The organism is Streptomyces sp. NPDC060209, from assembly GCF_042728155.1.
GTDB lineage: Bacteria > Actinomycetota > Actinomycetes > Streptomycetales > Streptomycetaceae > Streptomyces.
The window spans coordinates 1-25921 of the sequence record NZ_JBHWZS010000073.1 but is presented as its reverse complement, the minus strand read 5'-3'; the positions used below and the strand labels follow the sequence as shown (position 1 = coordinate 25921).

The 25921-nt window shown below is 68.9% G+C and carries 22 protein-coding genes and 2 pseudogenes; 13 read left to right on the top strand and 11 right to left on the bottom strand.

What is annotated here, in order from left to right; genetic code table 11:
• Positions 1–5 precede the first annotated feature (5 nt).
• The gene (locus ACFWFI_RS16475) at positions 6–638 is read right to left on the bottom strand and encodes a hypothetical protein (protein WP_387390197.1); all 633 of its coding nucleotides are present in this window, start codon (positions 636–638) and stop codon (positions 6–8) included.
• Between the two features lie 625 nt (positions 639–1263).
• On the opposite strand from ACFWFI_RS16475, the gene ACFWFI_RS16470 reads away from it, so the two are divergent.
• The 5 genes and pseudogenes from ACFWFI_RS16470 (at position 1264) to ACFWFI_RS16450 (ending at position 4870) form a co-directional block, all read left to right on the top strand.
• The gene (locus tag ACFWFI_RS16470; protein WP_387390194.1) at positions 1264–1842 is read left to right on the top strand and encodes a restriction endonuclease; all 579 of its coding nucleotides are present in this window, start codon (positions 1264–1266) and stop codon (positions 1840–1842) included.
• A gap of 13 nt (positions 1843–1855) precedes the next feature.
• Positions 1856–2536, top strand: coding sequence for an isochorismatase family protein (locus ACFWFI_RS16465; protein WP_387390191.1), 681 nt, complete (start codon positions 1856–1858; stop codon positions 2534–2536).
• Positions 2537–3186: 650 nt separating this feature from the next.
• Positions 3187–3429 (top strand): annotated as a pseudogene (locus ACFWFI_RS16460) (peptidoglycan-binding protein); the annotation flags it as partial.
• A gap of 153 nt (positions 3430–3582) precedes the next feature.
• Complete coding sequence (locus tag ACFWFI_RS16455) at positions 3583–3831, top strand: M23 family metallopeptidase (RefSeq protein WP_387390217.1); 249 nt, start codon at positions 3583–3585, stop codon at positions 3829–3831.
• Positions 3832–4000: 169 nt separating this feature from the next.
• Complete coding sequence (locus ACFWFI_RS16450; protein ID WP_387390188.1) at positions 4001–4870, top strand: hypothetical protein; 870 nt, start codon at positions 4001–4003, stop codon at positions 4868–4870.
• Positions 4871–5317: 447 nt separating this feature from the next.
• Here ACFWFI_RS16450 and ACFWFI_RS16445 read toward each other — a convergent pair whose 3' ends face one another.
• Both ACFWFI_RS16445 and ACFWFI_RS16440 read right to left on the bottom strand, forming a co-directional pair.
• On the bottom strand, positions 5318–5641 hold the full coding sequence (locus tag ACFWFI_RS16445) for a nuclear transport factor 2 family protein (protein ID WP_387390185.1): 324 nt from the start codon (positions 5639–5641) through the stop codon (positions 5318–5320).
• A gap of 204 nt (positions 5642–5845) precedes the next feature.
• On the bottom strand, positions 5846–6835 hold the full coding sequence (locus tag ACFWFI_RS16440; protein WP_387390182.1) for a GlxA family transcriptional regulator: 990 nt from the start codon (positions 6833–6835) through the stop codon (positions 5846–5848).
• 71 nt (positions 6836–6906) lie between these two features.
• Between ACFWFI_RS16440 and ACFWFI_RS16435 the strand changes: the two genes are divergently transcribed.
• A complete protein-coding gene (locus ACFWFI_RS16435) occupies positions 6907–8229 on the top strand; it encodes an MFS transporter (RefSeq protein ID WP_387390179.1) in 1323 nt (440 codons plus the stop codon).
• A 27-nt stretch (positions 8230–8256) separates the two neighbouring features.
• Here the strand turns inward: ACFWFI_RS16435 and ACFWFI_RS16430 are convergent, their stop codons facing one another.
• Complete coding sequence (locus ACFWFI_RS16430) at positions 8257–10317, bottom strand: phosphocholine-specific phospholipase C (RefSeq protein ID WP_387390176.1); 2061 nt, start codon at positions 10315–10317, stop codon at positions 8257–8259.
• 403 nt (positions 10318–10720) lie between these two features.
• Positions 10721–11262: pseudogene (locus tag ACFWFI_RS16425) on the bottom strand (DUF1707 domain-containing protein).
• Between the two features lie 810 nt (positions 11263–12072).
• Here ACFWFI_RS16425 and ACFWFI_RS16420 point away from each other — a divergent pair.
• Positions 12073–12666, top strand: a complete 594-nt coding sequence (locus tag ACFWFI_RS16420; protein WP_387390173.1) for an isochorismatase family protein — start codon at positions 12073–12075, stop codon at positions 12664–12666.
• Positions 12667–12912: 246 nt separating this feature from the next.
• On the opposite strand, the gene ACFWFI_RS16415 is transcribed toward ACFWFI_RS16420, so the two are convergent.
• Entirely contained in the window at positions 12913–13692 is a 780-nt protein-coding gene (locus ACFWFI_RS16415; protein ID WP_387390171.1) for a siderophore-interacting protein, read from the bottom strand.
• A gap of 134 nt (positions 13693–13826) precedes the next feature.
• Between ACFWFI_RS16415 and ACFWFI_RS16410 the strand changes: the two genes are divergently transcribed.
• Complete coding sequence (locus ACFWFI_RS16410) at positions 13827–14612, top strand: helix-turn-helix domain-containing protein (RefSeq protein WP_387390167.1); 786 nt, start codon at positions 13827–13829, stop codon at positions 14610–14612.
• A 428-nt stretch (positions 14613–15040) separates the two neighbouring features.
• On the opposite strand, the gene ACFWFI_RS16405 is transcribed toward ACFWFI_RS16410, so the two are convergent.
• The gene (locus tag ACFWFI_RS16405) at positions 15041–15517 is read right to left on the bottom strand and encodes a DUF4265 domain-containing protein (RefSeq protein ID WP_387390164.1); all 477 of its coding nucleotides are present in this window, start codon (positions 15515–15517) and stop codon (positions 15041–15043) included.
• 281 nt (positions 15518–15798) lie between these two features.
• On the opposite strand from ACFWFI_RS16405, the gene ACFWFI_RS16400 reads away from it, so the two are divergent.
• Positions 15799–16173, top strand: coding sequence for a VOC family protein (locus ACFWFI_RS16400; protein WP_387390161.1), 375 nt, complete (start codon positions 15799–15801; stop codon positions 16171–16173).
• A gap of 164 nt (positions 16174–16337) precedes the next feature.
• On the opposite strand, the gene ACFWFI_RS16395 is transcribed toward ACFWFI_RS16400, so the two are convergent.
• A complete protein-coding gene (locus ACFWFI_RS16395) occupies positions 16338–17003 on the bottom strand; it encodes an SDR family NAD(P)-dependent oxidoreductase (RefSeq protein ID WP_387390158.1) in 666 nt (221 codons plus the stop codon).
• A 117-nt stretch (positions 17004–17120) separates the two neighbouring features.
• On the opposite strand from ACFWFI_RS16395, the gene ACFWFI_RS16390 reads away from it, so the two are divergent.
• Positions 17121–17489 carry a MerR family transcriptional regulator gene (locus tag ACFWFI_RS16390; RefSeq protein WP_387390156.1) on the top strand — a complete coding sequence of 123 codons (369 nt, stop codon included), beginning with the start codon at positions 17121–17123 and terminating at the stop codon, positions 17487–17489.
• A gap of 485 nt (positions 17490–17974) precedes the next feature.
• Positions 17975–18379, top strand: coding sequence for a hypothetical protein (locus tag ACFWFI_RS16385; protein ID WP_387390153.1), 405 nt, complete (start codon positions 17975–17977; stop codon positions 18377–18379).
• A gap of 126 nt (positions 18380–18505) precedes the next feature.
• On the opposite strand, the gene ACFWFI_RS16380 is transcribed toward ACFWFI_RS16385, so the two are convergent.
• Positions 18506–19588 carry a hypothetical protein gene (locus ACFWFI_RS16380; RefSeq protein WP_387390216.1) on the bottom strand — a complete coding sequence of 361 codons (1083 nt, stop codon included), beginning with the start codon at positions 19586–19588 and terminating at the stop codon, positions 18506–18508.
• A 709-nt stretch (positions 19589–20297) separates the two neighbouring features.
• Between ACFWFI_RS16380 and ACFWFI_RS16375 the strand changes: the two genes are divergently transcribed.
• Together ACFWFI_RS16375 and ACFWFI_RS16370 are read left to right on the top strand one after the other, a co-directional pair.
• Positions 20298–20750: a VOC family protein gene (locus ACFWFI_RS16375; protein WP_387390150.1), complete on the top strand. Its 453-nt coding sequence runs from the start codon at positions 20298–20300 to the stop codon at positions 20748–20750.
• A gap of 213 nt (positions 20751–20963) precedes the next feature.
• Positions 20964–21539 (top strand): dihydrofolate reductase family protein, encoded by a 576-nt coding sequence (locus ACFWFI_RS16370; protein ID WP_387390147.1) that lies wholly within the window; start codon positions 20964–20966, stop codon positions 21537–21539.
• A 48-nt stretch (positions 21540–21587) separates the two neighbouring features.
• Here ACFWFI_RS16370 and ACFWFI_RS16365 read toward each other — a convergent pair whose 3' ends face one another.
• Both ACFWFI_RS16365 and ACFWFI_RS16360 read right to left on the bottom strand, forming a co-directional pair.
• Complete coding sequence (locus tag ACFWFI_RS16365) at positions 21588–23627, bottom strand: S8 family serine peptidase (protein WP_387390144.1); 2040 nt, start codon at positions 23625–23627, stop codon at positions 21588–21590.
• Positions 23628–23669: 42 nt separating this feature from the next.
• On the bottom strand, positions 23670–24614 hold the full coding sequence (locus ACFWFI_RS16360) for an endonuclease/exonuclease/phosphatase family protein (protein WP_387390141.1): 945 nt from the start codon (positions 24612–24614) through the stop codon (positions 23670–23672).
• Between the last annotated feature and the right edge of the window lie 1307 nt (positions 24615–25921).

The window sequence follows — 25921 nt, the reverse complement described above, 5'->3', positions numbered from 1 at the left end:
CCGGCTCATGGCCCCGGTGTGGCGTCGGCCGGAAGCTGGATCCGCTGGAGCATCCGTTCCATGACGGAGATGGGCAACGCCGGGTTCCTGGCTGCCGCCTGCGCGGTGTCGGTGTCCAGCAGAAGACGGATCAGCACCCGCGCGGGCAGTCCGGGATGCCGGGCAGCCTTGTGGCGCACGCGTTCGTGGGGGTCGTCCAGTAGCCGCACGGCCGACGAGGGTGTCAACCGGGGGTCGGCCACGGCCCGGTCCCGTACTTCCCCATCGTTGTCACGGCTGAACCGCTCGACCATCCCGGCCGTCGACTCCGGGTCGTCCAGGGCCAGTTGTCGTATCCGCGGGTTCGCGTCGTCGGCGTAGCGGAGCAGGTCGCGACGGGGGAAGTTCGGATGCCCGTAGGGGCGGTCAGGCGTGCTGAGGCTGCCGGTCCACCACTGCCACACCCTCAGCAGCATGTCCGCGGGCGCATCGTCGCAGGATTCCGCGAGGAAGAGCTGGACGACGCGGTCTTCGTCTCGGGCGAGGCGTTCGATGACGTCCGGCGGTAGGTGGCGGGCTCGGGCGACGCTCCTGCTTATGAGGGGGTGGGTGGAGGCGGCCAGGCGGCGCATGGCGCCGGGATCGTGGTGCAGCGCCATGACCCAGGCGAGCGGGTGGTGGTGGCTGCGCGGGTCGAAGTCGATGGGGATGTCCGCCCGCTGTTCCTCGGTGAGGTCGGAGCGTCCGGCTGTCCGGGCCGCTCACCGAGCACTCCTGCAAGGTCCCACCGACCGGTGAGCCGCACCCGCGTCCAGCGCCTGGGTGTACACCCCGTCCAGTTGCCGGCGACGTCGATGAGGAATTCGCCGTCCTCGCCGAAGATCCCGTTGTCGGTTGCGAGCCGGTCCCACTGTGCGTTGAGCTCGGCGACCAGGTCGGGCAGGTCCCCCCTCACAGCCACGGTCGGCTCGGCACCGCCCGAGACGACCGGCCGCCACGCGGATCGGGGCGGCAGTACCTCCTCGAACCGCCGGTCCCCGACAACTTCCAGCCCCGCACGCTGCAACAGCTCTATGAGCTTGTCTCTCCCACCCGCCATGGGTACCTATCCTGCCTGACGCGGCTCTCTGTGGTTGAAGAGCGAGGCGGCTGTTCTCGCGCGCGTAACGGGACAGGTCCCCGGCATGCGGGTGCATGAAGGGGCCCACCCGCCGGATGGACCACCTGCCTTATGGGAAGCAACAAGGCGGCACACCGCCTGAAGCGGGGGAGGGGTAGACACACATGGGGACAATGCTGCTGGTGGCGTTGGCCGCCGTGGTCACCGCGACCGTTGTCATGGTCTCGGTACGCGCCGGACGACACGAAGCTCAGGCCGAGAAGGCCCGGCTCGCCGAGGAAGCACAGCGACAGGCGCGCCGGTCGCTGGAGGCGGTCTGGGCGATGGGCGACCGAGAATTCGAGGAGTACATCGCCCAGCTGTGCCGCCGGGACGGCTGCACCGAAGTGAAGCGGGTCGGCGGCTCCGGCGATCTGGGAGCCGACGTGATCGGCCGCCTGCCCGACGGGCGGAAGATCGTCATTCAGGCCAAGCACTATGCGAAGCACCGCACGGTCGGCAGCCGCGACATCCAGACGTTCAACGGCACCGCCCGCGCCGAACACGGCGCCGACGTCCCCGTGTTCGTCGCCTCCTGCGTCTTCACGAAACCGGCCCGCGAATTCGCCGCCCGACAGCACCTGACGCTCATCGACGTCAACCTGCTCGGCTTCTGGAACAACGGCACAACGCTGACCTCCTTCCTGGACCTGGACATCGGCCGCTCCGGCACAAACCGCAAGCTCCACCCCGACCACGACTGACAGGAGCACCCTCATGCCGGACACCGGGAGTCGCACCCATGCCTGGCACATCGAGGACCGGGAGTACCGGCGCCAGGAAGAACGGCGAGGCCGCCGGTTCGCGTACACGAGCCTGGACCCCGTCCGCACCGCGCTGGTCGTGATCGACATGGTGCCGTTCTTCGTCGACGCCAACCCCTACACGCGCGGCATCGTCCCGAACATCCAATCGCTCGCCGATCGCCTGCGTTCCGTCGGCGGAACGGTCGCCTGGGTCCTGCCCGCGCGCACCGACCGGACCCCGGTCGGGGACGAATTCCACGGCCCCGACGCAGCCGAGATGTTCCGAGAATCCGGTGGCACCGGACCTCTCCGGGACCGTCTCTGGCACGAGTTCACCACCAGTGCCGACGACCTGGTGGTGGAGAAGTCCGCCCCCAGCGCGTTCTTCCCCGGCCGCTGCCCGCTCCCCGAACTCCTCCAGGAGAGCGGGATCGAAACGGTTCTGATCACCGGCACGGTCACGAACGTGTGCTGCGAAAGCTCTGCCCGCGACGCCTGGACACTCGGTTACCGAGTCGTCATGGTCGCCGACGCCAACTCCACCGGCCGCGACCAGGACCACAACGCAACCCTGCGCACGGTGTACCGGTCCTTCGGCGATGTCCGGCCCACTGCGGACGTGCTCACCCTTGTCGAAGCAACGGCGCCTTGACCGACTCTCCGCTCGGCCCACCGGCCCACCGGCCCACCGGCCCACCAGCCCACCGGCCCGCTGCTCGCGCGGGGCAAGCCTTGGCGTGGTCGTCGTCGCCGGTGATCTGGACCTGCATCAACGCCTGGGTGAGCAATTGACGATTCAATATTGGTGGAGGTGCGGGATGCAAGTCGCCCTTTCAGGGCGTATGTTGGAAATGCGCTTTCCTTGGCATGACGGAAATCATGCTATGCAGCGCGCGTGGACGCATGAATGGTGCGCGCTGAGTGGGAGCACGCGATGGCGATCTGGCAAGTACAGGTGCCAATGGGTCGAGGGACTCGACCTCGGCGTCGGCGCAGATCCGGCCCCGCAATCCCCATGAATCCTGCAGTAGGGCCCCGGCCACCGATGTGGATCGGGATGGAGGCGCATTCGTCGTCTTCGGCGTACGCAGGATTCCAGAGACTGTGGGGATCGAGCGCCCCCCAGGGGCAATCTGCCGTATGGCCTGAGGTCCGGTCGCCCGGTGCGGCACAACTACTTCCGGTGGCGATCATCGCGGGAGTAATCAACTACATCCGGCGCCGGCACGGTGCTGTCTCGCACGATCAGCTGGCGAATCCCCACCGTGATCCGGCCCCAGGCTGAAAGCAGGGAAGGCTATGCCGACGTTGGCGCCGTTCCCAGGAACGGACTTCTTCCACAAGGGACAACACAGTGCAGTGATCACCGCGATGGGTAAACGCCTGGTGGCGGAGGGGTGCGGGAAGTACCGGACGGGTCCCGATCTCGAGTGGTCCGATGCCGATCAACAGTCGTACGCCGCGTGGCAGCGCAAGCTCAAGTTCAAAGGGGCCGATGCGAACGGAATTCCGGGCAAGGCCTCCTGGGATCAGCTCCACGTCCCGGCGGCGAAACCAAAAGCCTCCGGTGCCCGCGTTGCATCGCCTGTCCCGGGGCGCGGTGTCACGACCCCTCACCGCAGGAAGGGGCCTCACTGGAGCCTCGGCTATCACACCGGCGCGGACTATGCGGCTCCGGAAGGCACACCGTGTGTCGCGGTGCGCAGCGGTTCCATTGCACGCAGCGGAGTCGACCCCAGTTTCGGCAAATTCCTCGTGCTGCGCACCGGCGGTTTCGACTTCTGGTACTGCCACCTGTCCAAGCGGGCGGTGCTCAGCGGTTCTGTGAAGGCCGGCCAGAAGATCGGAGAAGTCGGCACCACCGGAAATTCCACCGGCCCCCATCTCCACTTCGAGAAGCGCCCCGCAGGTGGCGGTTTCGGATCCGACGTGCCCCCCAACTGGTAGCCGGAAATCAAGGGCGCCGTGCATGCTCGCTCAGGATGCGCAAGCGCGGCAAGCGTCCTGATCACGCTGATTGCGCGCACACCGTCGCCGGACGAGACGCTCGACTCCGGTTCGTGCCGGATGCGGTCGGACGGCCTCGGTGAGCTCGCCCCTCGGGTGGCCCCGGACGGTGGCGCGCACCGGGCCGGAGAAGGAGCACGACCAGCACACGGCGCTCAACGTCGTTGTTCAGCATCACCCGCAGGACGTCCGCGACAACGTCCAGGAAGCGTGCAGGAGAGTTGCGATGGATCTGTTGCCGATCGAAGTCAAGGTCAACATCGAGGGTGACGTGGCTGCCGCGCTTTCGGCCCTCGGCGGGTCGACCGGCCCGATGAAGACGCGCCGAATCTGGTTCGCCGAGGACCGCAACGGGGTGGCCGAGGGCCGAGTGCCGCTGCTGGACGGCGGCGTGATCGTACGGTTCAGGAGCGGCGGTGGTCCGGACGACCTGACAGTCAAGTTGCGTCCGTGCGCCAGGGAGCAGCTGATCGGCCGGTTCTCCGCCCCGTTCGAAGCGAAGCCGTTCACTTACAAGATCGAGGAGGACTGGTCGGAGCGCCACCGGGTGCTGGCCGCCTCTCTGGTACACGTTCACCCGCCGGGGGTGCTGTCGAACGCGGTAATGCCCGGGGGTGACCCCGCCGCGTCGATCGACGCGGTGCAGGACCAGTTCCTGCGCGTATGCGCGAACGGCGTCAGGCTCGACGGGTTGGTCGCGCTGGGACCGGTCCTCTCGACGAAGGTCGACGACGTTGCACTTGACGACCTGGAAGTGGACCTGGAGAAATGGACGGTTGGCGGCCTGGGCTTCCTGGAGGTCTCGACCCGCGTGAAGCCCGAGGACGAGGACGACGTCGAGAAGTTCATCGCGAGCGCCGAGCGCAAGCAGCGGAGGCTGGAGGATGCCGTGCGGGAGCACGGGGTGGCGCTCTCCGAGCACCCCGAGAGCAAGACTCGACGCGTCCTCACCGCTTTGGCGGGAGCTCGGCAGGGCTGAGGCGGCGGCCCTGCCGCGGTTGCGTTTCCGGCGGCCCGGAAGCCGGGCGCGTTGGGCTTCCGACGTCCACGTGCGGGTGTGGATTCTCCGTGGCTGTCGGTCGGCCTCAGGAGTTCGAGTACTCGGCCGGCGTCACGCCGGGCTGGTGGTGCGGCGTGCGCACGGTCGGCATCGCTGCTTCACCAGTAGGAAGCGAGTCCACGCTTTGCCCCGGTCTCGGATCGGGGTGGACTACGCCAGGTTGGGCCCGGACAGTCAGGCGAGCTGACGGCATCAGCCGCGCCGCCTGTCGCCATCGTGGCCGCCGCCACGACCTCGCCGTGTTCTCACTACTCCGCCCTCCCAGCCCAGCGTTGCGCAACATCCCCTGGGCGCCCCCGCGAGAGCAAGCCGCCGGCGGCCCTACCGCAGCCGAGCGCTGACGGGGCTGCGCCCTCAGGGCACTGCTCAGGCCTGGCCGGTCTCGAAACGACTGACGCGCCCCTCTGGTGTGACCGTGAACCGCCAGGCGGTGCGCATCGAGCCCCAGGTGTCGTTGCGGTAACTGACGACGAGGGCGCGTCCGCCGTCGGACTCGCTCTCGACGTCCATGTGGCCTCTGGAGGAGAAGATCTCCTTCTCGGCCCACTGGGTGACGTCGCGGTCCGAGCCGTCGTCGGACATCGTCGCGCCCGCGGTCAGGCTCTCATGGAAGGCGCCCTGGTCACCCGCGTTGACGGCGTTGACGAAGGCGCGGACAGCGGGGTCGGACAACTGGCTCGGGGCGATCATGAGGGCCTCCTGGGCGGGCATACGGATGCTGCTACGCGATCAGGAAACATCGCAGGCGGAACCCGAGCGCCGATCCTCACCCGTTCGCCGCCGGACGGCGTGTCGGGGCGGTTCCGACCGGCTGCCGACCGCGCGTTCACAGGCCACGGCCATCGGAGATCCCTTGCTGTCCGGCTGCCCGGCCTTGGACTGCCCGGCCTTGGCCTACCCGGCCTTGTCGATGCGGAAGGCACGCCGGTAGGCGGCCGGTGTGGTGCGCAGGGCCTCGTGGAAGCGCCGGCGCAGATTGACGGCCGAGGAGAGGCCGACCCGGCGCGCGATGGTTTCCACGGGCAGGTCCGTCTCCTCCAGCAGCGCCCGGGTGGCCGCGATCCGCCGGTCCAGCAGCCAGCGTCCGGGACTGATGCCCAGCTGCTCGGTGAAGCGCCGGGTCAGCGTTCGGGCCGAGACCTGGGAGCGGACCGCCATATCGGCGACGCTGACCGGCTGGTCCAGCCGCCCGGACAGCCACTCCAGCAGTGGGGCCAGCGTGTCGGCGACCGGTCCCGAGGTCGGCAGTTCGGCGTACTGCAGCTGACAGCCCTCCCGGTGCGGCGGCATTACCAGCTGCCGGGCGACCCGCATCGCGTACGCGGCGCCCTGGTCGGTGCTCACCAGGTGCAGGCAGAGGTCCACGCCTGCTGCCGATCCGGCGCTGGTGGCGACGTCGCCGTGGTCCACGTAGAGCACCGCGGCATCTACTTGGACTTGCGGGAACCGCGTAGCCAGCTCCGTGGCCCGCGCCCAGTGGGTGGCGGCCCGGCGGCCGTCCAGCAGACCCGCGGCGGCGAGCACGAACGCGCCCGAGCAGAGGCCGACGATCCGTGCCCCGCGCCGATGCGCCCGGCGGACCGCCGCGACCACTGTCGAAGGCACCTCGGTGCCGACCGGCTGCTGCCAGCCGGGTACCAGCACGGTGTCCGCCCGCTCCAACGCTTCCAGGCCGGTCGTGACCAGCAGGTCGTAGCCGGCCTGGGTGCGCACCGGGCCGGGGTGTTCGGTGCAGACCTCGAAAGCGTAACGGGCGGGCGTCGACGGGCCGTGGCCGCCGAATACCTCGGCCGCACAGGCCAGTGGGAAGGCAGGCTGCGGGGGCTGCAGCAAGGCCACGATCCGGTGCGGCGACGGGGACTTGGGCAGCGAGCCAAGTGTCATGGCGCGAAAGTACCTCATCATGTCGTTCGGGACACTAGGATCACCGATTGGTCTAGTCCAGCATCTGTGCTGTGACCACCACGCCGACACAGACCCAGACTGCCCGGACTCATCCGCCGACCGCTGGGCCCCCGTTGTGGGACCGGCGCTTCACTCTCTACTTCACGTCTCGTGCGGTCTCGCTGCTCGGCGACGCGATGATGCCGGTGGCTGCCGCGCTCGCGGTCGGCGCACTGTACGGGGTCTCCGGGGTCGGCTTCGTCCTCGGTACCTGGACCGGGACGTTCGTACTGCTGGTCCTGTTCGGCGGGGTGTTTGCCGACCGGTTCGGCGCGCGCCGGATGATGATCGGCGCGGACCTCGTCCGGGTGCTTACCCAAGGTGTGCTGGCTCTTGCGTTCTTCGCCGGGCCGCCGCCGTTCTGGCTGCTGCTCTCCATGGCGGCACTGGCCGGGGCGGCCGTCGCGATGTTCCTGCCGGGGGCGAACGGGATGGTCCCGCTGGTCGCCCGCGAGCCGCAGCGGGCCAATGCCACGCTCAAGACGGCCGACGCGCTCGCCCACCTGCTCGGCCCGGCCTTGGCGGGACTGCTGATCGCGGTGACCAGCGCCGGGACCGTGTACGCGATCGACGCCGGCACCTTTCTGCTCAGCGCCCTGTGCCTGGCGTTCATCCGGCTCGCCCCGGCCGACATGCCCACGGAGACCCCGACCGGCGCCGACTCCTCTGCGCGCAGGAGCAGTTCACTCCGCCGTGACCTGCGTCAGGGCTGGCAGGAGTTCCGCGCACGCACCTGGATGTGGGCGGTGATCCTGATCTGGGTGGGCTACGGCGTGCTGCTCTTCGGCCCGCTGGTGCCGCTCAGTTCGGCGCTGGTCGGTGCCCGGCTCGGCCCGAACGCCTACGGCCTGGCGGTTTCCTTCCTCGGCGTCGGCACGGTGCTCGGCGGCTTGCTGGCAATGCGGCTGCGCCCGGCCCGGCCGCTGGCCGCAGGCACGGTGGCAATGGCGCTGTACACCGCGCTCCCGCTCTGCGTGGCGCTGGACGCCGGCCTGCCGGTGCTGCTGACGGGCCACGTGATCGGTGGTGGTGCCTTGGCGTTCTGGTCGGTGATGTGGGCGACCAGCGTGCAGACCCACACCCCACCCGCAGTGCTCAACCGGGTCACCGCGTACGAGCTGGCCGGCTCGGTGTCCGGGATCGCGCTCGGCCAGATACTGGCGGGGCCGGCCACCACGCTGGCCTCCCCGGGGCGGCTGCTGCTGGTGTCGGCGGGTGCCTGCCTGGCGGGCTGCGTGGCGCTGTTCGCGACCCCGGCGATCCGTACCCTGCGCCGCGCCGCTCCCACGGACGGCATCAAGCCCGGGGCGCCGGGCGGCCCGCCCGAAGAATGAGCGGACCTCCCGGCCGAGGATGCCGCGTCAGGCTGTCCTGATCGCCGGGTCGGAGACGCCTGGGGTGCCGGTTTCCACGTGACCGGCGAAGCGGCGCAGGAAGGTGGCGTCGCCGTCGGAGACGACCTTGACGTCGTACCAGCGCGCTGTGACGCGCAGGTCCACCGTGTGGGTGACGGTCGCGCCGGGGTTGACCTTGAAGGTCTGAGCCGCTCCGCCGTAGGCGTTGGTCACCGTCAGGTTGACCGGGGCCGTGGCGGAGTTGGTCATGCTGAGCGTCAGATTGCCGCTGGCCGCCACGTGGCGGGCGGTGACCTCGGGCCCGGTCTTCTTCGCCGGGCCCTGCCAGGCGCGCAGGAAGCCGTTCGGGCCCCAGACCGTGAGATTGATCTGGTTGCCGGTGGAACTGCTGGTGCTCCAGGTGTCCGAGAGGGTCTTGCCCGCTTCGACGGTGTAGGGCCAGGGGCCGTCCGTGCGGTTGCCCGAGGTGCTGTGGAAGTGGGCGCCCAGGGTGGGGCCGCCCGCGAAGGTCAGGGTGAACTTGCCGGTGGAGACGGTGGCCAGGCCGTCCACGTACGGGCTGTAGCCGAGGGCGCGGGTCGGCTTGGAGCCCGTCTCCTGCTTGGGGAGGGTGCCGGTGGCCGGCGGGGTCGGGTGGTAGGACGGATGGCGGTTCTTGTCCGGTGGCACGTATCCGGCCGTGGAGGGCAGGGCTGCGGGGGCTGCGTCCGCGCGGGCGAACGCGAAGGCCGAGGTCAGGTCTCCGCAGACGGCGCGTCGCCACGGCGAGATGTTGGGCTCCTGCACTCCGAAGCGCTTCTCCATGAAGCGGATCACCGAGGTGTGGTCGAAGGTCTCGGAGCAGACGTAGCCTCCCTTGCTCCATGGCGAGACCACGATCATCGGCACGCGGGGGCCGAGCCCGTACGGGCCCGCCGTGTAACCCCCGCCGCCCGCGTACAGGTCCTTCGTCACATCCGCCGTGGACAGCCCCCAGGCGGAGGAGGCCGGCGGGTACGGCGGGACGACGTGGTCGAAGAAGCCGTCGTTCTCGTCGTACGTGATGAACAGGGCGGTCTTCGCCCACACGGCCGGGTTCGCCGTGAGCGCGTCCAGGACCTGCGAGATGTACCAGGCGCCGAAGTTCGTGGGCCAGTTCGCGTGCTCGCTGAAGGCTTCGGGGGCGGCGATCCAGGAGACCTTCGGGAGGGTCCCGGCGGCCACGTCCGCGCGCAGCCGGTCGAAGTACGTGCCGCCCGCCTTGACGTCGGTTCCGGTGCGGGCCTTCTCGTACAGGGCACTGCCGGGCTGGGCATTGCGGTAGTTGTTGAAGTACAGCAGGGAGTTGTCGCCGTAGTTGCCGCGGAAGGCGTCGTTGATCCAGCCCCAGGACCCGGCGGCGTCCAGGCCGTCGCCGATGTCCTGGTAGACCTTCCAGGAGACCCCGGCCGACTCCAGCCGCTCGGGGTAGGTCTTCCAGCTGTAGCCGGCCTCCTGGTTGCCGAGGACCGGGCCGCCGCCCGTGCCGTCGTTGCCGGTGTGGCCCGACCACAGGTAGTAGCGGTTGGGGTCGGTGGCCCCGATGAAGGAGCAGTGGTAGGCGTCGCACACGGTGAAGGCGTCGGCGAGGGCGTAGTGGAACGGGATGTCGTTCCGTGTCATGTACGACATGGTCGTGGCCGTCTTGGCCGGCACCCACTTGTCGTACTTGCCGTTGTTGTAGGCCTGGTGGCCGCCGGCCCAGTCGTGGTCGAGCCCTTCCAGGAACTGCATCCCGAGGTCGGCCACCTGCGGGTTGAAGGGCAGGACGTCCTTCGTCCCGTTGGACTGGTGGAACACGGACTTGCCGTTGTCCTGGAGCACCGGTCGGGGGTCCCCGAAGCCTCGCACCCCCTTCATCGCCCCGAAGTAATGGTCGAAGGAACGGTTCTCCTGCATCAGGACGACGATGTGCTCGATGTCCTGGATCGTTCCTGTGCGGCCCTGCGCCGGAATGGCGGCGGCCCTCGCGATGCTCTCGTTCAGCATCGTGAAGGCCGCGGTGCCTCCGGCTATCTGCAGGAACCTGCGGCGGTCGAGCTCTGTCATGGGTGACGACCTCTGGGGTGGTGGGGGGTGCAGGGGCGCCCCAAGGACAGCGGTCCCGGGGTACCGGACGGGGGCGGGTTCGTGACACCACGCCGTACACCTGGAGAACGAAAGCCCTCCCCAGTGGCACGGACCTGCCCACGCCGGCGGCTGGTGGGAGGGTACGGGCAATACGTCCGTGCACAACAGGCCCCGGTGGAAGGCTCTTCGCGCAGGGGCCAGTTCCCGCCACAGTGGTCAACCCGTACGGGCTTCGGTGCGGGTAGTCGTCCTGGCGCGACCGCAGGTGCCGATCCAGCAAGGCCGCCGCGTGACCAACTGGCGACCCCATGAGGTCATAGCATCAGCAGCTGAGCAGGGACGAAGAACTGCCGGACAGGTCGCCCAGGTGCCGGATCGGGCCTCAACGCCGCGCGTGGCGGATCCTCAACCGCCCGAACCCCATGGCCCCGGAGATACGGATCGTCGGCCCGCCGGACGCTGATCGCCGGGAGGGCTTGTAGACAGTGTCTTCCACCCGGTGTTCAGATCCTCGAAGTCGACGATCGCGTCTCGAGGCACCGTGATCTTTGCCCTGCCGGTGCCGAGTTGCAGCTCGATGTCGACCACCGGATGCTCGATGACCGCGCGGGACAGGTCGAGATGCACCCTTCCGAAGGCGGACTGGACCTTGAGGACGCGAGGTATCCGCCATACGCCTCGCCGCTTGATCCGTCCGCCGGCGGCGGCAATCGTGGACGTGGTGCCGGCATTCCTCTCCGGGAGCGAGGCCAGAGCCGGCACGAGCTCGCTGTGCGTCTTGGCGGTGAGGGCCTGATGGAGGCGCTCGTCCATCGCCTCGTGCGAGATGTGCCCTTCGGCGTACGCCTCCTGCAGACGCTGCACGGCCGCTTCGCGGTCATCTTCGCCGATCAGTGAAGACGGGTCTTCTGGCAGAGAGGTCACCGTCTCACTCTAGTGCCGTGCCGACGATCCGAACACGCCAAGGTCCTCAGCGGCCAGGGCAATTGCTCGGGAGGCCGATCGCTCGTCCTCGTCATGGCCTCGATCGCCCGGCCCGGCGAACCCATGCCGTCGAAGTACCAGTTGAGGGAGGGCGGCTGGACCGTCGTGGTGTTCTGTCGATGGATCAGCCAGGACGGGAGGGCTTCCGACGCCGGCAGTGCAGGATGGTGCTGCGCCGGCCCACGAGACCCGTCACCGCCCAAGGGGTCCAGAAGCCGGCCAAGGGCGGAGACCCGTACCTGATCGGCGTGAGCAGCAACGACGCCGGTGTCGAGGTCAACTCAGCGGCGAAGCTGAGCAGTTCGCACAGGGTCCAGGGCGGGTGGTCCTCAAGGAGATCGCCCGCCCCGGTCGGCTTCCCCCGACCAGCCGGGGCTCGCCTTGCCCGGGTCCGCGCCACGGAACGGTCCCGCTGCTCCCGCCTCACCCCTCCGGCCGGATGCGTTCGCGAATCGTTCCTGCGGTGAATGTCCACGCCCGTGCGGGTGAGTGACAGGTATCAGGTGTCGGTCGGGGGTAGTGGTGGCCTGTAGAACGAGGAGGTGCTCAAGAACCTTCCGTGCGGCTTCGGCGCGCCCTCGCGATTCGACCCGCTCACCGCTTCCGCACCCCCACAGGCCGCGCAGGGCCGACAGGTCCTGCGGGCCTCGTAGCAGCTTTTCCCCGTTCAGGGGTGCTGGTTCCCGAGGGCTCAGGCACCCCGCAACGGCGTTCCTCCTGTTCGTTCCGTATCGCTGAGAGGTGTTCGTCATGGGCCGAGGCTTGATCGTCGTGGATGTGCAGAACGACTTCTGTGAGGGAGGCAGCGTCCCCGTCGCGGGCGGCGCACAGATCGCCACCGCGATCGCGGAGCTGGTGGAGCGGACCGCAGGCGGCGACTACCAGTACGTCGTCGCGACCCGGGACCACCACATCGATCCGGGAGGTCACTTCTCCGAGAACCCCGACTACAAGGAGAGCTTTCCCGTCCATTGCGTCGCAGGAGACGAGGGCGGCCAATTCCACCCCAACTTCGCTCCCGCAGTCACCGGCGGCAAGATCGATGCCGTCTTCTTCAAGGGAGCCCACAGCGCCTCCAAGAGCGGCTTCGAAGGCGCCGATGAACAGGGCACGCCCCTGACGGACTGGCTACGCGCCCGTGAGGTGGAAGATGTCGACGTGGTGGGTATCGCCACCGACCACTGCGTGCGCGCGACCGCACTGGACGCCGTCAAGGCAGGGTTCCGCGCCCGCGTACTTCTGGACTACTCGGTCGGCGTGGCCCCTGACACGACAGCGTCGACCCTGGCCGACTTCCGCCAGGCAGGCGTCGCTGTATCTGGCGAGACGCCCGTACCGCGATAGCGGCCGGCTCGTGTGACGCGAGCGCGTCGCATTGCGACACACCCGGTGACAGTGCCTGCGAACCACCTCAGGGCCGGAGCCCTCGTCCCTGGAGTGGTCGGTGTCGCGGATGGCAGGTCGGGTTTGCCGTCCGCCCGTGCCTGAATACGGGAACGTGGCCACGAGTACGTACTCCGGTCGGGCCGTGGGGCGGACAAGGTGGAGGCGGCGTCCAGGCGAGCGGTTCGACCGAGTTACGAGGCAGGGTCAGAGGCTGGCTCTGCCGTGGCTGAAATAGCCGCGGAAGGAGATGTCGGACTTGGGGATGCGGCGTTCGCCGACGAGATACCGACGAACGCCGGTGGCCAGCGAGGACTCGCCGGCTGTCCAGGTGTAGAAGCGGCCGCCGGGAAACTGGGCCTGTTTCATCGCTTGCAGGGCGAGGACGCCAGGTTTCGTGCGGGGATCGCTGCGGGGCAGCCAGTGGATGGTGGTGCCGGGTGGCGCGGTGATCTCGCTACGGATGTCCTCGGGGGCCGGGACTTCGAGGAACACCTCGGCGGGCAGGGTGCCGGCGGAGCGTTCCAGGATGGCGAGGATCGCCGGAAGGGTGCTCTCGTCGCCGACGAGGAGCTGCCATGTGACGCCGGGGACAGGCGCGTAGCTGTATCCCTCGTCGAGGAATGCCACCTTCGCCCCGGGCCGGGCCGTCAGAGCCCACCGGTTCCCGGGGGCGGCGGGCTTCTGCGGATCGCTGCTCTCGTGGAGCGAGACCTCGATGTCGAACGCCGACGACTCCGGCCTGAAGCGCCGGATCGAGTAGGTCCTGACGTGGGGACGTTGTTTGGAGCCCCGCAGGGTGAGTTGGAGGATCCACCGCTCGCTGCTCGGCAGGAAGACGTCGTCATCCTCGGGATCGGCGAAGAAGAGGCGGCCGGACTGGTCGTAACCGGACTGCTCCAGGTACTGGACGTCGTCCCCGCCCAGCGTGACGGACATGAAGTGAGGGCTGATCTGCGCACTGGCCTGAACGGTCAGTGACAGCATCCGCCGTTTCCGAGGGCGTTGGATCCGGGGAGTCATCGCCGGCAGCTTTCGCGGCGGCGTGCCTGGGTGTTGAAGCTCATGAGCCCACTCTCGGCTTCGCCACCGCCGCCGAGCCACCGGTAAACTGTCGTCCTATGCCGAAAGACCGCCAAACCGCAACGCGGCCCTCAGAGTCCGAAGAGGCAACGCTGCAAGGAGCGGCGTGGCTTCCGCACGGCTATCAGCTCGCCCCTCACTCGCACACCCAGGGCCAGCTCGTGTACGCCGCCGCCGGCGCGCTGGCCACGGCGACGGAGCGCGGGACCTGGGTCGCCCCGGCCAACCGGGTCACGTGGACGCCGCCACGCTTCGCCCACTCCCACCGCTTCTACGGCGAGACCGACGTCCGCCTCCTCACCGTCCCGTTCGACCTGTGTGGGGAGCTCGTGGACCACCCCAGCGTGTTCGCGGTGAGCCCTCTGCTGCGCGAGGCGCTCCTTGCGCTCACCGACAGGCCGGAGAGGCGGCCCGGCGCGCAAAGGCGACTACTTGATGTGATCGTGGACGAGCTCGCCGATGCAGCCGAGCAGTCCCTGCATCTGCCCGAAGCCAGCGATGACCGGCTGCGCGCAGCCACCGCTCTCCTGCACGAAGATCCTGCACGGTCCGCCACCCTGGGGGAGCTGGGGCGATCTGTGGGGGCGAGCGAGCGCACCCTGAGCCGCCTGATCCACGCCGAACTCGGCATGAGCTTCCACCGCTGGCGCACCACCCTGCGCATCCATCACGCTCTGGCACACCTCGCCGACGGCAAGTCCGTCACCGGGACCGCGATGTCGTGCGGCTGGTCCAACCCCTCCAGCTTCATCGACGCCTTCACCGAAATCGTGGGCCAGACCCCAGGCCGCTATCAGGCAGACCTGCGTAACGACAGAACGTAGCCGTACCCGGCCCCGACGGCCGGGGCACCTCTGCGGGCTCACTCCACGAGAGTTGGCGGCTTTTCGGCATTCGCTGTCCAATCACCGGTGGTCCGCTGATCGAGCCGGGGCCGCCCGCGCGGAACTGCAGCGACAGTTCACCTCGGACGCCGCGAACAAGCTCTTCGGCGAACTCACCGCCGGAACCAACTGACACCCCAGCAGAGACGCAATTCCTGCCCTGGTCGAAGGTGCCGGCGTCGTCCCGGTCCAGCTCTGTCCCGTTGGGGCCGCCGTACGAGCCACAGGGCACCCGCGACCGGGAATCAACCTGCCGGCCCTGGAGAACGCGACCCTTGCCGCCTCCGCCACCAACGCATCCGCGGTCCCTCTTCCCAGGCCAGGAGTCTCCCCATGACAGCGGGTGGGCACAGCCGGGACCACGCAGGTCAGGCGTTCCACCACTCGTCGTTGGCGCAGCCGACCTCATAGTGCCACCAGCCTTCAGCCTTGCCTCGGGCCAGGAGCGCCTTGATACCGGGGAAGTCCGCCCCCGCGGGAACGGTGAACGCCACCATGGGGAACTCCTCGCTGAAGACCTCTCCTCCGAGCCCGAATGCCGAAAAGCGCCGGTGCACCGCCTGAGGGCTGCGTCCCAGGGGGCCAGTGGGGACGGGCACAACGCGAACCGTGCAGTTACCAGAGGCGCTGACCCGTTCCACAGCCCAGTGGAGCCCCTCGGAGTCGGTCGCGAACCGCACGACGTCGCCCTCAGCCACTCCGTCCTGGAGGAAGGGGGCGTTCTGCAGCCTGGCCGAGTTCTCGCCGAGCTCCGTCGCCCATAGGCCCTCGGTGTCCTGCGGAAGCCATCCCTCGCGAGGAACGAACCGGAACCAGACCTTGATCTTCTCGCCTGCTTCGCCCATGACGGGCATCATGCTGCCTCGTTCGATATCGCTGTGCACCGGGGTGGAGCCAGGCACTGCCGCGACGATCGGACGGCTCCTCCCCGACTGCCCGCGCCCGTGCAGCGCCGCGACCGGAGCGCCACTCGTCCGCCGGCGTACCGGGCCGGCAGCGCCCGGTAGCCGCCCTGCCTCGGTCATGTGCTGTCGCATGGTCCACCGACACTGTGTGCCTGATGTCAGTCAGGGAAGGCGGGCGCACACAGTGCGTGGAGGCCAGTGCCGGGGGCAAGGTGGAAGACATGACGACTACGCTCGGTGCCATTGTTCTCGGTACTCCCGACCCACCCGCGCTGGCCGACTTCTACCGGGCCATGCTGGGCTGGCTGGAAGTCGATCGTCAGCCGGAGTGGGTCCGCCTGAGTGCTCCGGAGCAGGAGCGCCCAGGGCTCAGCTTCCAGTTGGAAACCGATCACACTCCTCCAGTGTGGCCGCAGCGCCCGGGCACTCAGCAGATGCAAGCGCACTTGGACCTACAGGTCGATGACCTGGAGGCCGAGACAGAGCGGGCTTGCGCCCTGGGAGCGACTCTGCAGGAGCACCAGCCGCAGAAGGACGTGCGGGTCCTCCGCGACCCTCACGGCCATCTGTTCTGCCTCTTCCTCCCGGGAGCCTGAACGGGAACCTGCGCCTGGCAGCAGGTCAGCGGCCGGCCTGGGTTCCGCCGCATGCCGGCAGGACCGGGCTGTCGACAGTCCGCGGCGAGCATACGTTCCGGCGGCGTCCGGCCTGTCCCGCCGGTGGAGACATGCTCTGAACAGGCGCCCTGACCGACGGCCGGTCAGTCCGGGGCGATCGTCCGGCTGTGCACGAGCTCGTGCTCCCACCGCCCCCTCGGCTGGGTGTGCAGCCGCCAGTAGTGTTCGGCGATCCTGTCCGGGTCGAAGTCGGTGCCCGGCACGACGGGGCCGTCCACCGTGACGGAGGCCACGTGGACGCCCCGGGGCCCGTACTCCAGGTCGAGCAGGCCGACCAAGGTCCGTACCCCGGCCTTGCCGAGGGAGAGGCTGACGTAGTTCCGCTTCGGCTCGGGCATCCCGCCCGTGACGAGGAACGTACCGCCACCGCGCTCCGCCATTTCCGGTGCGACGTGGACCGCGGCCGTGAGTGCGCCGACGACGTTGACCGCCCAGGCGTCGAGTTGGCCGCGGGCGGGAAGCTCACCTGGCGCGTCGGCCCGGATGATCGCGGCGTTGTACACCACGACGTCGGCCGGACCGAGCTCACCGGCCGCGGTGTCGAGTGCGGCCCGCAACGCGTCTTCGTCGGTGGCGTCCGCCGCCAGCGTGAGGACTCGGCCGCTGCCGTTCGGAATCGTCTCGGCGACCGCTTTCAGCGTCCCCTCGCCGCGCGCGACGAGAGCCACCGGAAGGCCCTCCCGCGCGAACCTGCGCGCAACCGCCGCACCGATTCCCGTACCCGCTCCGACGATTACCGCTCCGGCCATACCGATCTCCCCAACTCGTCCTGCGTTCGGCGACAATGGGGACGCTAGAGCCTCACATCGATGTGAAGGTCAAGTCTGGCGAGGGCCGGCGCCCACGGCCGGAGTCAGGGGGAAGACATGCGGATCGGTGACCTCGCCGAGGCGACCGGGGTGAACAGGCGGCTTCTCCGCTACTACGAGGAGCAGGGGCTGCTCCGTCCTCGACGGCTCGCCAACGGCTACCGCGACTACGACGACGGGGATGTCGCGGCGGTGCGTAGCATCCGCTACCTGCTCGCGGGAGGCCTGCCCACCTCGGCGATCGCACGACTGATGCACTGCGTGCACGCCGAGGACGACCGGCTCGTCCCGTCCGGCTGCAAGGGCATGGTCTCCGGCCTGCAACGAGAACTCGCCCACGTCACCGAGGCGATCGCACGTCTCAGGGCGTCCCAGGAAGCACTCGACTCCATGCTCGCCGCCGCGGTGCGGAAGCTCGGCGAGTGACCGCACGCTCCCGGAGAGAGGCGCGAACAGGCAACCCCCCCCGTGTCGAGTGGTGGGCCGAGTGCGTGACCCGCCGTGGTGAGTTCTCGGGCACTCACCACGGCGGGCAGTCCGAGCGGCTGGCGGCTGCGAGCCTGCTGGTGCTGTGGCTTCCGGAGCGGGATGGGGGACGTCCCGGAAGCCACAGCGGGCCGGCGCCTTCCAGCGGCCGGGCCGGGCCGGGGCTGAGCGCGCAACCGCCGTCACCTTCTCGTCCCGGGCCGGCGCACATGCCGTGACGCGCTGGTGCTGATGCGCGCGTCACCGCGCCAGCCCTGGCCTGAGTCGGGTAAGCCCCGGGCGTCTGCTCCATCGAGGGCATGTCCCTGACCAAGGACTGCACCGCGGTGGAGGTCCGCGACGGTCTGTACGTGGTGCGCTGGACGGGGCCCGACCGCAGGTGGCGGGGGCGAGACTCGCAGTGGCCTTCTGCCATTCTGCTTGCCATGTCCGCACGAAATCGAAGACTGCCCCGGCACCGTGCCTGGCCACTGACCACCACCGACATCAACGAGTGCCTCGGCCCCTACATGACCCGGGTCACGGACCTGCGGTTCCTCACGGGGCATGACAGCGGGACCATCGTCCTGGGAGCAGCGTGGGTCGCTCCGAACCCCGGCAACTACGGCCACGGCACGCACCCGGACATGGTCGGCTTCCGCATAGACGTCCACCCGGTCGGTGCCATCGAACGCGCAGCTAACCGCGCCGTTCTACGGGCGCAGGCCCTCCCGCAACTCCACGAATGGATCAAACAGGCGATCGCTGCCGACGAGACCTGGCAACTGACTCCTCACCAGCACTACTGGCGGCTTACCGACGGCCACCTCACCCACCGCGACGAAGCGTGAACCGAGTCCGGACGACAAGCGCACGCCCCCACACCAGCGTGGGGGAGACAAAGCGCGACGATCGCACCGGGCCGCGGCGCCGCCGAGGTCGACGAGCATGTCGCCCGAGTCCATCGCCCGGGCGGCTCACTGGAAGCTGAGGCGGTGCGGGTGGGCCGGATCGGTCGGGCAGGTGTGCACACGCATCAGACCGCGGCCGAGGTAGACATCAGCCGGGTCAATGACGCGCGGGTCGTTGCCGGCGTCCTGGTCCTCGACCGGCAGCCAGCTGCGGGAGGATCCGTTGAACTCCCACTTGTTCACCGTGAGCAGGGGCGGCATCGCTGCTTCGCACACCCCGCAGTCGACCGGAGTGGGATCGGTCAGGTGCCAGGAGGCGAAGCCTCCGACCTTCCAGCCGGGCGCGATCGACAGATCGCTCATGTAGTCGATCTCTTCCGGTTCCTCGGCCCGGGCCGCGGCCATCGCTGCCGCGTACTCCTCATATGTCGCGTAGCTCTCCGGCGAGGAGGGACCGCCGTCCTCGCCCTCCTCTTCCTCGTCGAGGAGCCCTTCCTCCCACTCGGAGATCTCCTCCTGGAGCTCCTCGTCCAGCAGCCCGAGATACTCGTGTTCCAGGACCTGTTCCGGGTGCACGCCGCACATGGTCGGCACGCATTCTGCGCGGCCCGCCACCGGGGGCTCGGGCTGCGGCGTCAGTACGGCGCCGACATCGGCCGAACGCCGCCATTTCAGTACGACGTCGATCGTGCGGTCCGCCCCGTGCACCTCGAAGGGGCACCAGAAGACCTGCAGCAGGTCGTGGCCCTCCGGCCCCACGAGATCCGGAACCTCCCGTGCGTACAGCTGGGCGACGGCCAGCATCGGCAACGGGTCGTCGTCCCGGAGGTGCGGGACGTGGTTGCCCCGCTTCATGCCGTCCAGCAGGCGCCGTTCGTCCTCGGTGCGCTCTCGCCCCCGGGCGTCCTCCTCGATCCGACGGCGCAGCCGCACGTCGGAGAGGCGGTGGCCCGTGCCCTTCGGGTGTATGGCCGTGCACACCGGCCACGGTTCGTCGGCCGGCCACAGGAGAGGGCCCGCCACCGAACTTTCCTGTGCCCCGGGAGAGCCGTGTCGGGGGTGCAGCCGGGTGGTTGTGCGCCGGTGGGCCGCAAGGTCAGGGAAAGCCGCTTCTACGTCGAGGGGACGTGGCGGGGTGGTGCGGGTCATGAGAAAGCCTTCCAAGTAAGTTCGGTGGCGATGTTGCACAGCGGTCCGGTCACCGGCGGCGGGGTTCTCCAGGGCGTGCGTAAAGGTGTAGCCCACGATCGCCGCGACGGCCGGGGCGGCGAGCGTGGCGACGATCTCCTCGACGGCGGCCTCTGTCATCTTCTTCAGGATGCGCCTGAACGCGATACGGGTGGCCGGTGGCCGCAATCTTCGCTCCGGCCAGAAGCGTCGACAGACGGGCGGTCACCGGCGCGAACCCGAGCATGACACTCACTACGGCGCAGAGGTGGGCCAGTTCACGAACGGCCACCGAAGCGTCCCGCCCCGCGCCGTGGGCCCCCGCCACCCGGATGCCACGTTCGCCGATCGCGTCATTCGGCTCGGCCTCGCCGAGTAGTCCTCGATCCCATGACGCCACCACAGGCGTCGTCATGACCACCCTTACGGCGACGACGTCCGTGGGCGGCAACTGGCTTCGGGCATTCGGGGACAGGGCCACCACCGGCACTGCCGCATCCGGTGGCGACTACGTCGACGTGCGCTGACCAGCACCCGCGCCGGCGGCCCCGCATGTGCCCCTCAGCTCGAAAGCAGCGATGGTCCCGGCGGCCGACACGGCTGGTTCTCCTCCCTGCCGTGTTCATTTCGTGCCCACGGACATCCATCCGCCACTATGGAAGGAATCATCCGATTTGCCTGGAGGTCTTGCATGCACCGTGACGGCTTTCCTGCCCCGGATTCCGGGCTCCTCCTCACCCACTTCCTGACGGTGGCCGACGTCGCCCGATCTCGCGCCTTCTACACCGACGTCCTCGGCGGTGAGGTGGTGCTCGAGGAGAACCCCTGCACCATCAAGCTCGGCAACGGATGGATCATCATGAACCCGGGTGGCGGCCCCACCCGGGACAAACCAGAGGTCACCCTGCGTCCGCCCACCGACCCGAGCACTGTCAGCAGCTTCATGAACCTCCGCGTCGCTGACATCGAACTGTGTTACCGGGAGTGGAGTGCCAAGGGCGCCGTCTTCCTCACACCACCCATCGATCGCAAGGCCGAAGTGCGGTGCTACATGCGCGACCCGGACGGCTATCTCATCGAAGTAGGGCAGGCCACCGGCATGCAGCACGGCGTCTACGCCGACCCGCCCGCCGGCACGAGCTAGATCCGGTCGCCTCGTTGCCAGGAGGCGCCAGCCCGTTCGGTGTGCTGGACATGCCGGGCACGCCGGCGAGTGACACTTTCGTCTGTACCGGCCTGCGTACGGTGACGATCTTCGCGTGGTACGGGGAGATCCGAGGGCATCCCCGCGAGCCGTGATGAGTCCTGCGACGGCCGGCGGCCGTTGTGTCGAATCTGTTCCCGAGGAGGATTTCTGATGCGCAGCGTGACCTATTCGATGGGCATCTCACTTGACGGCTACATCGTGGGACCGGACGGCGACTTCAACTGGACGGCGCCTGACGATGAGGTCTTTCGCTTCTGGATCGACGAGATTCGAGGGGTCGGCGTCCACCTGTTGGGACGACGGCTGTACGAGACGATGCTGTACTGGGAGACCGCCGACGAGGATCCATCGCTAGACGACTCGATGCGCGAGTGGACCTCGCTCTGGAAGCCGCTCCCCAAGGTGGTGTTCTCCACCACGCTGTCGGCGGTGCAGGGCAATGCCCGCCTTGCCTCCGGCGGCCTGGCCGAGGAGATCGGGCGGTTGCGAGCCGAGCCGGGGGAGGGCGACATCGCGATCGGCGGTGCGACTCTCGCCGCCGAGGCGGCCGCGTCGGGTCTGATCGACGAGTACCAGGCCATGGTCTACCCGGTATTGGTCGGTGGTGGCATTCCGTTCTTTCCCAGGCATGAGCGCCGGGTGGATCTCGAGCTCGTCGAGACGCGCACCTTCAGCTCAAGAGTCGTCTACCTCCGCTACCGCGCGGCGCGCCAGGCCTTGCCCTAGGAGTTGCTCATGTCTCGGGGCGCCCGGTGGCCACCGGCCGGCCATCGGTCAGGAGATGCGCCACGCGAAAGCGTAGGGCTGCGGGAAGCGAGTGATGCGGTGAGCGCGGACGATGACCGCGACGCCTCCGGCGGGGATGTCGTCCCATTGGACCTGTTCGACGTTGTTGGTGCGGTCGAACCCGGCGGACGTGCCCATGTTGCCGTGGCGCTCACGTCCGTCGGCCGTGCGGACGACGAGGTCGAGGTCGTTCTGCAGGGCCGCGCCGGGAGGGTCCGTCCAGACCAGGGTGACTACGAAGGTCGGCTTCCGACCGCCGTCCCGCTCCGGGATCCGTATGCGCAGCCGCTCCTGTTCGCCCTGGTCCAGCGGACCGCCCTCGTGGAATCCCGCACGCTCGTCGTCTCCCGGGAGGACCACCGAGCGGGAGAGGTCGACGCGGCCGAAGCCGGAGTCGTTGTTGGGCGACGGGCCCGCATCCGAGGGATCGTACTGGCCCGGAAGTTCGACCGCGCCGTTGATCAGCATGGCTTTGACGAGCGCCGCGCTCGGCTGGGGGGTGCCGTTGTTCACCAGGGTCTCGCGCAGGACCGCCACGCAACCGGCTACCAGGGGCGTGGCCATGCTGGTGCCGCTCAGGAAGAAGAACTTCGGGTCCGCGGAGGCGCCGAAGGGGTCTCCGGGGGTGCCCGCCGCGGCACGTGACAGCGCGGAGAGGATCGAGGTGCCCGGGCCGACGACGTCCGGCTTGATCCGGCCTTCCCGGGTCGGCCCGCGGTTGCTGAAGGCGGCCATTCCGTCCGGGTTATCTGCTTGCCGATCGTCGCGGATGGGGTTGACGGGGAAGTCCCGACCCCAGAGCTGGCCGTAGGTGGAGCGGATTTCCGGGCGGCCGTTCTCGCTGGCCCCGACGGTGATGCAGTTCTTGGCCGTCCCTTCCGATCCGACGTCCCCCAGATTGACGCGGCCGTCACGGTCCCGGTCGTTGCCGTCGTTTCCCGCCGCGAAGCAGATGACGAGGTCCTGGTTGCGCCAGACCATGTCGTCGATCTCGAACGCGCTTCTGTCGTACGGCAGTCCGGGCACGGTCGAGCCCCAGGAATTGGTGTGCACACGTGCGCCGTCGTTCTCGTAGGGAGGCGTGAAGAGATCGCGTAGGTCCACGGGGATTCCGCCGAGCCTCCCGCGACGGTCCAGGAGCGACTGCAGAACAAGAGTTGCCCGGGGCGCGGTGCCCTGGACGGCTCCGCCCATCGGGGCGGACGCGGCGTCACCGAGCACGGAACCCGCGACGTGGGTGCCGTGCCCGTCGGGGTCGTCCGCCCGGGTGGGCCGGCCGAGGGCGTAGAGGCGGGCGATCCGGCCCGTGAAGGCGCTGTGCACATTCGTGGTGGAGCCCAGGTCGAAGCCGGTGTCGGCCACCGCCACGACCTGACCCTCACCTTGCTGCGGCGTGCCGTCCACGACCACGTCGGCACGCAGGATCGGCCGGGCGACGCTGTTGTACAGACTCCGCTCGGGGACTTCCTCGACCTGCCGCACCTCGTCCATGGACGTGAGCGCGGCCAGGGCTTCCTCCGGCACCTCCACGCGAAGTTTGTCGCGGGCCGGACGCAGGTCGTCGGGGCTGAGCCCGGCCGCCGCAGCGATCCGCTGCCGCACCTCGTACGAGCCCGGGTCGACATCGTCGTGGAGGACGACGTCGACGGTGCGCGTTCCTGGAGCCAGGGCGTCGGCGGGTGCCCGAAGGACCGAGATGTCCGGCCGCAGCCCTTCCCCTCGCAGCGATGGAGCGATCTTGAAACCTTCGAGATACACATCCGCCCACGTGACGAAGGGCAGGTCGCGGACCGCGTCCAGGTCGGACGGCTGGTAACCGCACAGATAAGTGTTCTCCGGCACGTATTCGTGTATCACCGCACCCAACTGCGTCAGTTGTGCCTTCTCCTCGGCAGAGAGCACGTGGTCGGTCTGGACGAGCACGTAGTTGGACCGGGAGGCGTCCTCGGCGATCAGGGAGGCATCGGCCAACTCGCTTCTCTGGGCCAGCGGGTCGACCGTCACCCCGTTGATGGTGATGTGAGCCATGGTTGCGCTCCGAATTCCGAAAGCCCTGCTTCGCAGGGCTTTTCAGGCGATGGTGAGGTCCACGACGACGGGACAGTGGTCGGACGCCTTGGGCTTGTCAGTTCCGACGCCCGGGAACCGCGGCCCGGTGTATCGGGTCGCTCGCAGCGGCATGCCCTTGCGGAGGATTTCGGGCACCGACTCCGCGGACGCCGCCGCTACGGACGCCGAGGGGAGCAGGTAGTCGAGTTGCCGGTACTCCTTGCCCCCCTGGAAGAAGTGGGTCCACTGGTCGGCCTCAGGAAGGCGGGTCACCACGTTCTCAACCTGGTCCCATTCGACGAGGCCGTCGATACCAGAGCTGCCGGCCGGCCCGAGGTAGTCGTTGAGGTCGCCGAGGATGACGAACGGATGGTCTCCGGGCGAGGCGGATCCGAAGCGCCCCGTTACGAGCTCCTTCACCTTCGCGGCCTGGCGCTGCCTCTTCCCTCGGGTTTCTGGGCGCCCGCCCAGCATGGACTTGAAGTGGTTGACGAAGAGCGTCACGGTCGTGCTCTTCGATTCGCTCTCCCTCACCTCGATGTCGACCTCAAGACAGTCCCGCGAGAACAAAGGCGCGGTCGGACTCCCGGGGTCCATCAGGTGCTGGTGCGAACGGATACGGGTGATGGGCAGTTTGGACAGCACGGCGACATCGATGAGGCGTGGATCGTTGCCGTCAACTCCCGCTACGTAGGGGTACTCGGCGCGCCCGCCGAGGGCCTGTGCCCGGAAGTGCTTCAGAGTGTCGACGTTCTCGACCTCCTGGAGAGCGAGAACATCCGCGCGGATCTCACGCACCGCCGCTCCCGTGATCGCCTTCTCGTCGACACCGAACTCCTTGAACTGGGTCTGCTCGACGACCCAGCCGCGTGTGTTTGCGGTCGCGGGGTCGACACCGTCTCTGAACCGCCATCGGGCGAAGAGGTTCTCGACGTTGAACGTCGCAAGTCGCAAAGTGGTGGACATGGGCCCTCCCACGACCGGATCACAGCCCCGGCACCGCCGGAACCAATGGTGGAGGGCATACCCGCACCGGGGGAGCATCCGAGGCCTTGGGCCACCCGCCGGCCCCCGGTCCACGGGCAAGCCCGTGGGTCATAGGACCAGTGTCTGCTCGGCCTGGGGCCGCGGCAACTCAGGGACGTTCCGTCAGCTCAGGTCCGCTGGACTGGATCAGCCTTCAAGAACAGTGGCGCACGACCGGACCCACCGCTCCCAGCCGCGGGTCGTCATCAGCGAGGTGCAGGCCGAAGGCTGCCCGGCCGCGACAACGGCTCCAACCGGTGGCTGAACGCCGAGTGGGCCGAGATCACTTACCGGCTACCGCTCCGACTACGTCCGCCGCGGCGGCCGCTCCACCGTCCGTGTCCACACCGGTGTCGGCCGCGACACCAGCACCGACCTTTGCCAGGCCCCGTAACCAGCTGCGGGACAACTGCTCCGACGAGGACCCTCGACGCCGGCTGGGTCCGCTGCCCGCCGCAGGCCCCACAACTGGTCCGCCCGCTTGTGCGCCTGGAGCCCCGGCGTACTCACGGCTCGAGGCCATCCCCTTGCCGCCGGTTCGGATGTCGAACGTCGTCGCGCTCGCCGAGGCGCCCGTGCTCACGCACGCCCGTGGCTGCAACCCCGGGCAACCGACCTGGAACTGACCGAAATCCTCGCCCACTTCGGACGTTCGGTCGGGGAACTCGACCCCGTCCACACCGCGCTCGTAACCCTCCGAGGCACAGGAGCCCAACTTCTCAGGTCAGTTGCCCCGTGCTGCCGCTGGCAGGCCATCCAGGGAACCAACCCGCCACCATGACCCAACCATCCACAGGCCTTGTCGATGAACTCGCCATAGAGCCTGCGGTCAGCCGGCCCCGGGGCAGCGAGGCCGGGAACGCCCAGGCCGATCGCGTCAGGATCTCCAGCACGTACTCGCCGTCCAACTGCACCACAAATGGGACCACCCATGGCTCGCTCGGCACCGTGATCTTTCGAGGTGGCGCCGACGGACCCTCCCATCACTGTTCCGTGAGTACTGGCAATGCAAGATCACCTGCTGAATCTCGGTCAGTGGCCGCTCCGAGCCGCCGGTCTCCGGCTCCTTGTTGTGGATCCGGTTGGGGATGGCGACGGTCTCGCCCTGCACCTCAACAACCTCGAACGACTCCGCTGGCGCGAGCCTGGCATCCGGCATGACCGCCAAGACGCTCTGCACGGCACCGGCGGGGCCGGCCACGCCCGGTACGGCAGCAGGGCCCGGACCGTGCGTCGCGGTCCGGGCC

Bases quoted from the DNA above. Each gene is read 5' to 3' on its own strand.
- ACFWFI_RS16375 (WP_387390150.1), top strand. From the start codon at position 20,298: ATGCACCGTGACGGCTTTCCTGCCCCGGATTCCGGGCTCCTCCTCACC.
- ACFWFI_RS16440 (WP_387390182.1), bottom strand. From the start codon at position 6,835: ATGACACTTGGCTCGCTGCCCAAGTCCCCGTCGCCGCACCGGATCGTG.
- ACFWFI_RS16420 (WP_387390173.1), top strand. From the start codon at position 12,073: ATGGGCCGAGGCTTGATCGTCGTGGATGTGCAGAACGACTTCTGTGAG.
- ACFWFI_RS16380 (WP_387390216.1), bottom strand. From the start codon at position 19,588: ATGACCCGCACCACCCCGCCACGTCCCCTCGACGTAGAAGCGGCTTTC.
- ACFWFI_RS16445 (WP_387390185.1), bottom strand. From the start codon at position 5,641: ATGATCGCCCCGAGCCAGTTGTCCGACCCCGCTGTCCGCGCCTTCGTC.
- ACFWFI_RS16385 (WP_387390153.1), top strand. From the start codon at position 17,975: ATGTCCGCACGAAATCGAAGACTGCCCCGGCACCGTGCCTGGCCACTG.
- ACFWFI_RS16370 (WP_387390147.1), top strand. From the start codon at position 20,964: ATGCGCAGCGTGACCTATTCGATGGGCATCTCACTTGACGGCTACATC.
- ACFWFI_RS16360 (WP_387390141.1), bottom strand. From the start codon at position 24,614: ATGTCCACCACTTTGCGACTTGCGACGTTCAACGTCGAGAACCTCTTC.
- ACFWFI_RS16410 (WP_387390167.1), top strand. From the start codon at position 13,827: ATGCCGAAAGACCGCCAAACCGCAACGCGGCCCTCAGAGTCCGAAGAG.
- ACFWFI_RS16365 (WP_387390144.1), bottom strand. From the start codon at position 23,627: ATGGCTCACATCACCATCAACGGGGTGACGGTCGACCCGCTGGCCCAG.
- ACFWFI_RS16405 (WP_387390164.1), bottom strand. From the start codon at position 15,517: ATGGGCGAAGCAGGCGAGAAGATCAAGGTCTGGTTCCGGTTCGTTCCT.
- ACFWFI_RS16395 (WP_387390158.1), bottom strand. From the start codon at position 17,003: ATGGCCGGAGCGGTAATCGTCGGAGCGGGTACGGGAATCGGTGCGGCG.
- ACFWFI_RS16415 (WP_387390171.1), bottom strand. From the start codon at position 13,692: ATGCTGTCACTGACCGTTCAGGCCAGTGCGCAGATCAGCCCTCACTTC.
- ACFWFI_RS16430 (WP_387390176.1), bottom strand. From the start codon at position 10,317: ATGACAGAGCTCGACCGCCGCAGGTTCCTGCAGATAGCCGGAGGCACC.
- ACFWFI_RS16465 (WP_387390191.1), top strand. From the start codon at position 1,856: ATGCCGGACACCGGGAGTCGCACCCATGCCTGGCACATCGAGGACCGG.
- ACFWFI_RS16400 (WP_387390161.1), top strand. From the start codon at position 15,799: ATGACGACTACGCTCGGTGCCATTGTTCTCGGTACTCCCGACCCACCC.
- ACFWFI_RS16475 (WP_387390197.1), bottom strand. From the start codon at position 638: ATGGCGCTGCACCACGATCCCGGCGCCATGCGCCGCCTGGCCGCCTCC.
- ACFWFI_RS16390 (WP_387390156.1), top strand. From the start codon at position 17,121: ATGCGGATCGGTGACCTCGCCGAGGCGACCGGGGTGAACAGGCGGCTT.
- ACFWFI_RS16470 (WP_387390194.1), top strand. From the start codon at position 1,264: ATGGGGACAATGCTGCTGGTGGCGTTGGCCGCCGTGGTCACCGCGACC.